Source organism: Nostoc sp. 'Peltigera membranacea cyanobiont' 213, assembly GCF_002245975.1.
Lineage (GTDB): Bacteria > Cyanobacteriota > Cyanobacteriia > Cyanobacteriales > Nostocaceae > Nostoc.
Map to the genome: position 1 here is coordinate 1 of NZ_NOLI01000239.1, position 5,835 is coordinate 5,835.

At 42.5% G+C, this 5,835-nt stretch carries 5 protein-coding genes; 2 read left to right on the forward strand and 3 right to left on the reverse strand.

Annotation, left to right across the window (positions count from 1 at the left end; genetic code table 11):
- Window positions 1-135: 135 nt before the first annotated feature.
- Window positions 136-912: an ABC transporter permease gene (locus tag CDG77_RS32910; protein WP_094333388.1), complete on the reverse strand. Its 777-nt coding sequence runs from the start codon at window positions 910-912 to the stop codon at window positions 136-138.
- A 328-nt stretch (window positions 913-1,240) separates the two neighbouring features.
- On the opposite strand from CDG77_RS32910, the gene CDG77_RS32915 reads away from it, so the two are divergent.
- On the forward strand, window positions 1,241-2,389 hold the full coding sequence (locus CDG77_RS32915; protein WP_094333389.1) for a DegT/DnrJ/EryC1/StrS family aminotransferase: 1,149 nt from the start codon (window positions 1,241-1,243) through the stop codon (window positions 2,387-2,389).
- Window positions 2,390-2,475: 86 nt separating this feature from the next.
- Here CDG77_RS32915 and CDG77_RS32920 read toward each other — a convergent pair whose 3' ends face one another.
- Window positions 2,476-3,219 carry a DUF561 domain-containing protein gene (locus tag CDG77_RS32920; RefSeq protein ID WP_094333390.1) on the reverse strand — a complete coding sequence of 248 codons (744 nt, stop codon included), beginning with the start codon at window positions 3,217-3,219 and terminating at the stop codon, window positions 2,476-2,478.
- A 281-nt stretch (window positions 3,220-3,500) separates the two neighbouring features.
- Here CDG77_RS32920 and CDG77_RS32925 point away from each other — a divergent pair, with 281 nt between their 5' ends.
- On the forward strand, window positions 3,501-4,277 hold the full coding sequence (locus tag CDG77_RS32925; protein WP_094333391.1) for a class I SAM-dependent methyltransferase: 777 nt from the start codon (window positions 3,501-3,503) through the stop codon (window positions 4,275-4,277).
- Between the two features lie 213 nt (window positions 4,278-4,490).
- Here the strand turns inward: CDG77_RS32925 and CDG77_RS32930 are convergent, their stop codons facing one another.
- Complete coding sequence (locus tag CDG77_RS32930) at window positions 4,491-5,420, reverse strand: hypothetical protein (RefSeq protein WP_223270111.1); 930 nt, start codon at window positions 5,418-5,420, stop codon at window positions 4,491-4,493.
- Window positions 5,421-5,835: the final 415 nt, after the last annotated feature.

Here is a 5,835-nt window from a genome sequence, read left to right on the forward strand (position 1 = left end):
GGATAGGCATCTTGCCCGTCCCCAATATTAGGACGGGCAAGATGCCCATCCCACAATAAAATTTGGGATATTTTTTTTATTTGGAAGTCCCTAACCGGACATGTATGAGATGTTCTTGGATGTAAATTAACCGCTTCACCTGACTAACTGCGCGGCGGAATTGAAAAATTGACGACACAATCCTTTCGTGACTAAAACTGTTGTCAACAAGTTAGCGAAAGCCACCATGAACGTAATTAAAATTTCGTAAGATACTGCATCAAGAGGTTTTACACCAGCTAGTAACTGTCCGGTGGTAATGCCTGGTATTGCCACCATCCCGATAAGTATCATTTGATTCAGAGTCGGAATCAATCCGGCTCTGATAGCGTCTTTGCGGTACTGGCTAACTGCTTGCTGGGGCGTTGCACCTAAACTCAAGTGGGTTTCTATTTCGAGATGGCTGGAATTAATGGTGCTGACAAGACGTTCGCCTGCTAACGCAGCTGCATTAGTAGCGTTACCTAAGACTATCCCTGCTAGGGGAATTATATACTGTGGTTCGTACCATCTTTCTGGTTGAATAATCAAGAAGTTGATGTAAAACACCGTCAGGGCAGTACTAATTAAAATTGAACCCCACACCAAAGGCAATAGATGAGGAATTTTTTGGCTGATGCGATTTCGTGCGACAATCGCCGTAATTGTCAGCATTATTGCTAATAGCGCCAAAACTGCCCAAGCATTGTCTAAAGCCAAGATGAAATCTAAAATGTATCCCAATACAAGAAGTTGTAAGATAGTTCTCCCAGTCGCAAGGGCTAGGTTCAACTCTAATCCTAATTTTTCCCAGGCAGATAAACCAATGGCGATCGCCATCAATCCCACAGCAATAGCTAAATCTACGAAATTCAGCTCGATCAGATCCTGCATGGGTTCTCTATCTCCTAGTATTTTCTTTTCAAAGCAGCCCACACACCTGGAACTTTGATCCGATGTGTTGGATCTTGGTTGATATATATCACTTTCATCAATTCAAATTTCAAAAATGGTACAACCTTAACATGACAAACTCCTAGTATGTCTACTATCTGTAAATTAAATGTGCGGCAGTCTAGCTCGCCAAAATTTAAGTAAAAACCCTAATAGATGCGTATCTTGGGCGATAGTCTTTTAGTTGCTTCTTTTTGATTAATAATTCAATCAGCAAAAATTGACTCTCGAAGTGCATCCTTTGTATCTTCCGATAAAATGAGAACTCATGATCCAAAGTGTAAATCCCATCCCTGCCTTTGATATTAAGCAGCAATACACCACCATCGAAGCAGAAGTAAGTGCAGCCGTCTTAGAAGTTTTGGCTTCTGGGCGCTATATCGGCGGCCCTGTAGTAGAAGGCTTTGAGCAACAGTTTGCTGCTTATAATACTGTTACTGAATGTGTGGCTTGTAATTCTGGTACTGATGCGCTCTACTTAGCGTTACGAGTCTTGGAAATCGGTGCAGGCGATGAAGTGATTACAACGCCTTTCACCTTTATTGCTACCTCTGAAGTAATTAGCGCCGTCGGTGCAAAGCCTGTTTTCGTTGATATTGATGCTACTACGTTTAATTTGGATGTGGAGCAAGTAGCGGCGGCGATTACACCCAAAACTAAAGCGATTATCCCGGTTCACCTTTTTGGACAACCCGTGGATATGACATCATTAATGGCGATCGCTCAATCTCACAATTTGTCAATAATTGAAGATTGCGCTCAGTCTACAGGCGCAAGGTGGGCTGATACAAAAGTAGGAAGTATTGGACATATTGGTTGCTTTAGTTTCTACCCTACCAAAAATCTTGGTGGTTGCGGTGATGGCGGAGCAATAACGACTAAAGATCCTGCGATCGCTACTAAACTACGAATCCTCCGAGATCATGGTAGTAAAGTTCGATATTTACACGAGAAAATCGGTGTAAATAGCCGCTTGGATGCTCTCCAAGCAGCCATCTTACAGATTAAGCTGCGTTATTTAGATATTTGGAACGATCGCCGCCGAGATATCGCTAATTATTACTATCAGTTCCTGAGCCAAATTCCGGGAATCGTCCCGCCTCAAGAATTACCTGGGGGTATTGGGGTATGGAATCAATACACTATTCGCATTTCCGGCGAAGGGCGAAATGGTTCTACCGCCAAATATCGAGATTGGGTGCGTAGTCAATTACAAGAACAGGGTGTGAGTTCAATGATTTACTACCCCCACCCTTTACATTTGCAGCCAGTTTATCAAAATCTAGGTTATCAAATTGGGGACTTACCAATAGCAGAGCAAGCTTGCCATGAAGTCATAGCTCTGCCCATGTTCCCAGAATTGACACAATACCAGCAAGACCAAGTGATTTATGCGTTAAAAGAAGTTATGAGTTAGAAGTAGAGACGCGATTAATCGCGTCTCTACTGTTAGGAGTTTTGAATGAATAATGTTTCTTCAACTCATCCCTCCCAACTCCTAACTTATTTCACTACTACATTCGCAGCTGCCAAGGCTTCTACCAAGCCACGCACAGCCGCAATCATTGCTATTTCACTATTAAGTTGGTTGATGGCGGAACCAACACCAACACCAGCCGCACCAGCTGCGATCGCTAATGGTGCTGTAACGTTAGAAATGCCAGAAGCACACAATACTGGTACTGACACGACACGGGATATTTCAAAAGCTGCTGCCAAGGTGGGAGCAGCTTTTTCAATTAATCCTAAAGTTCCAGGATGAACTGGGTTACTGCTAGTACCGCCTTCGGTTTGGATAATATCTGCTCCAGCTTTCACCAGTTCTTCGGCTAACTGTACCTGTTGATCTAGTTCCAAAATGTGGGGAACGGTGACAGATAAGGTGATTTCTGGGAGAAGGGCGCGGGTTTGCTTAGTCAGCGCTAGCACTTCTAGAGCCTCAAAGCGGCGACCTTGAGCATAAAAGGAATCGAAATTCCCGATTTCAATTAAATCAGCACCAGCTGCCACAGCTTGCACAAATTTTTCTGGATCTACTGCCGATACACAAATTGGTAATTTTGTCAAATTTTTAGCTAATTGTACCAAAGCGCGATCGGCGGCAATATCAACAAAAGTAGCACCGCCAAATTCAGCAGCTTTGACAGTAGCAGCAACGCTAGCAGCGTCGAAGTTATTCAAGCCGCTAATTACTTTCAGAACGCGGCGGTTAGTAAATGCCCGTTGGAGTGGAGGATGCATCGTCATGGTTATGCTTTTGAAGCTATGAGAATTATAAATTAGGTATATTCTACCGTCACTCAGTTGATGAGGAACTAAATCACTATGGCAGTTGCCAAATTTTGATTTCTGCAAGCCGTACCCAGAGCGATCGCATAAACTTAGCCGGAACCTCCATTAAAATTTAACTCTCCCAGTTCAGCTAGGGATTAAATGCAGCACAACACGACAATGAAACATAAAGTTCAGCAAATATCTATGTGAAAATAATTAAGTTCTATTAAGTTATTCTTTTTAGGAGTGAAGATATGACGGCAAATTTTGACGATAAGGAAATACTTGAACTCTGGGATAATAGAGCTAAAGACTGGGATATTCAAGTTGGCGATGATGGTGACAGCAATCGAATTCTGAACTCAGATCCAGTACTATGGAGTTTCGCTGGTGATGTTGCGGGATTGTCTGTCCTTGATGCTGGTTGTGGCACAGGATATCTGGCACGCCAACTTTGCCTGAAAGGGGCCAGTGTAACTGGTATAGATTTTTCACCTCAGATGATAGAAATTGCCCAATTCAGAGCTAGCCAAAATAATCTAGATATAGATTTTCATTTGGATTCATGCACTGAACTTAAGTCGCTTTCAGATGAACAATTTGATACGATCGTCTCGAATTATGTTCTGATGGATTTGCTCGATCTCGAAGGAGCAGTCAAGGCATTCAATCGTGTTCTTAAACCTGGTGGTATTGCAATTCTTGTGTTCTCACATCCTTGCTTTCCCCAAGGCAAATCGACAACTGTAAAAGAGGATGGGACGGTTTCTTATAGTTGGGATTCTTCCTATTTTGAAAGGATGCAACACAACGACGAACCTTGGAACCATTTTACAACAACATTTATTTGGTTTCACCGCCCTCTTTCCGATTACTGGAAAGTCTTCAAGGCAGCAGGTTTTTCTGTAGACGAATTTGAAGAGCCAAGAATTACCGAGGAGCGATATCATCTTGCAGAAAATGACCGAAAGCTTTTCAATTCCAAAACACGCCCCTATTCGGTAGTTTTTAAACTCCTGAAGGTTAAATAATTACATAGCAAACCATAAAATTCTATTACAGCAAGATATAAATAATTTTACTCCCACTAGAAATTATCTTTTTGTGTTTAATTACAATAGCAGTAATTATTGAATCCCTGCGTTAATAAGAATCGAGGAAGTAGGGAGTCGATCGATTTTAGATTTGGGATTTTTATTTCAATCCCAAATTCAAAATCTAAAATTAAATGACTCCTAACTCCTTCACTTTCCGTAGTAAACTCTGGCATTCCGATATCCTATATTTCGCAGATATTTATTCCATTCCTCAGCTTGGAATCGATCGGAGAAAGGCCCGACTGCTACGTGTGGGCCTCGGGGTTGCGTCCTTTCGAGGACTGCGCCAGATCGTCCTAAATCTTGACTAAATCGGGCTAGATTCTGCCTAATTTGTGCTGCGATCGCAGATAACTGTTCTTGAGTGGTGGGAATGGCGACATAATATCTAGAGACTTGCTTGGGAGGATTTATATTACTGCGATCGCCTACAAAGCTTCTATTCCCTGCCTCTATTTCCTGTCCGTTAGCAAAGCTGAGAATCCGGGCGCTATATATCCCTCGTGACTGTAACTCACTCACCCGTTGTTGGGCGTTAGATACTCTGTTAAAAACACCTGACTGAATTACATTCCTTCCTTGGTACTGGCGAATGTAAGCACTTGGTTCAATCTGACGGATGGCTTGTAGCGTCTGGAAATCACTACCATCTACGTATACTAAGTAGCGCTCAAAATTCTGATTATATTGACTAAACTGTGTGGGTTGGGGGGGCTGAAAGTTCTGCTCAACTGGATTATTTTGTAATGGTTGGGGGGGCTGAAAATTCTGTTCAACTGGATTATTTTGTAATGGTTGAGAGGGCTGAAAGTTCTGCTCCAATTGATTCTCTTGAACTGGTTGTAACTGCGGTGATGGCTGTTGACCAAAGGGAATTGGCGGTGGCGGTAAGGCTTCACCTGCTTGAGCCAGTAGCACGTTGTTGTGGATTTGTGCTTGTGCTGGGGTAGAGTCAGTAATCAGCACTAACCATCCTCCCACTAATAAAGGGAGAAGTCTGATAGTGAGCTTCCAACCCTCATAACTTCGGTACAGCATCTGAAATGGAATAAATTGATTTGGTAATCCTCTCAACATAGTAGTTAGAAAGTAGTCAAAGTATTTCTAAGCAATTTCCACTAGGAACTAATTAGTTCACCGTTGTAGCAACTACTATATAGCGTTAACGTAAAATTAGCTCATCCGCGTGGCAAAAAATATATCTGTAACTATTTTTACATAAGGTTAATGAGTAGCCCTGTCAAGGTTGTCGTTAGCATGTTGAAACCTTTGCTATGAAATTAAATTTGGTTTGATTATAGGCTTTGAGTCACCAACTAACACGAATGCGTTCCCATGCGAGACATGGGAACGCGGAAAATCTCAGCGCCGACTTACTTAACTCTATAGGACTTATATTATGTCCGCTTGATTGCTTATTAGACCCGAAGAACCCCACCCCGCTAAAGCTATGCTTTGTCTCCCCTCCCCGCAAGCGGGGAGGGGTTGGGGG

Excerpts from the sequence above, each read along its gene's own strand:
- CDG77_RS32915 (WP_094333389.1), top strand. The coding sequence starts at position 1,241 with ATGATCCAAAGTGTAAATCCCATCCCTGCCTTTGATATTAAGCAGCAA.
- CDG77_RS32925 (WP_094333391.1), top strand. The coding sequence starts at position 3,501 with ATGACGGCAAATTTTGACGATAAGGAAATACTTGAACTCTGGGATAAT.
- CDG77_RS32920 (WP_094333390.1), bottom strand. The coding sequence starts at position 3,219 with ATGACGATGCATCCTCCACTCCAACGGGCATTTACTAACCGCCGCGTT.
- CDG77_RS32910 (WP_094333388.1), bottom strand. The coding sequence starts at position 912 with ATGCAGGATCTGATCGAGCTGAATTTCGTAGATTTAGCTATTGCTGTG.
- CDG77_RS32930 (WP_223270111.1), bottom strand. The coding sequence starts at position 5,420 with ATGTTGAGAGGATTACCAAATCAATTTATTCCATTTCAGATGCTGTAC.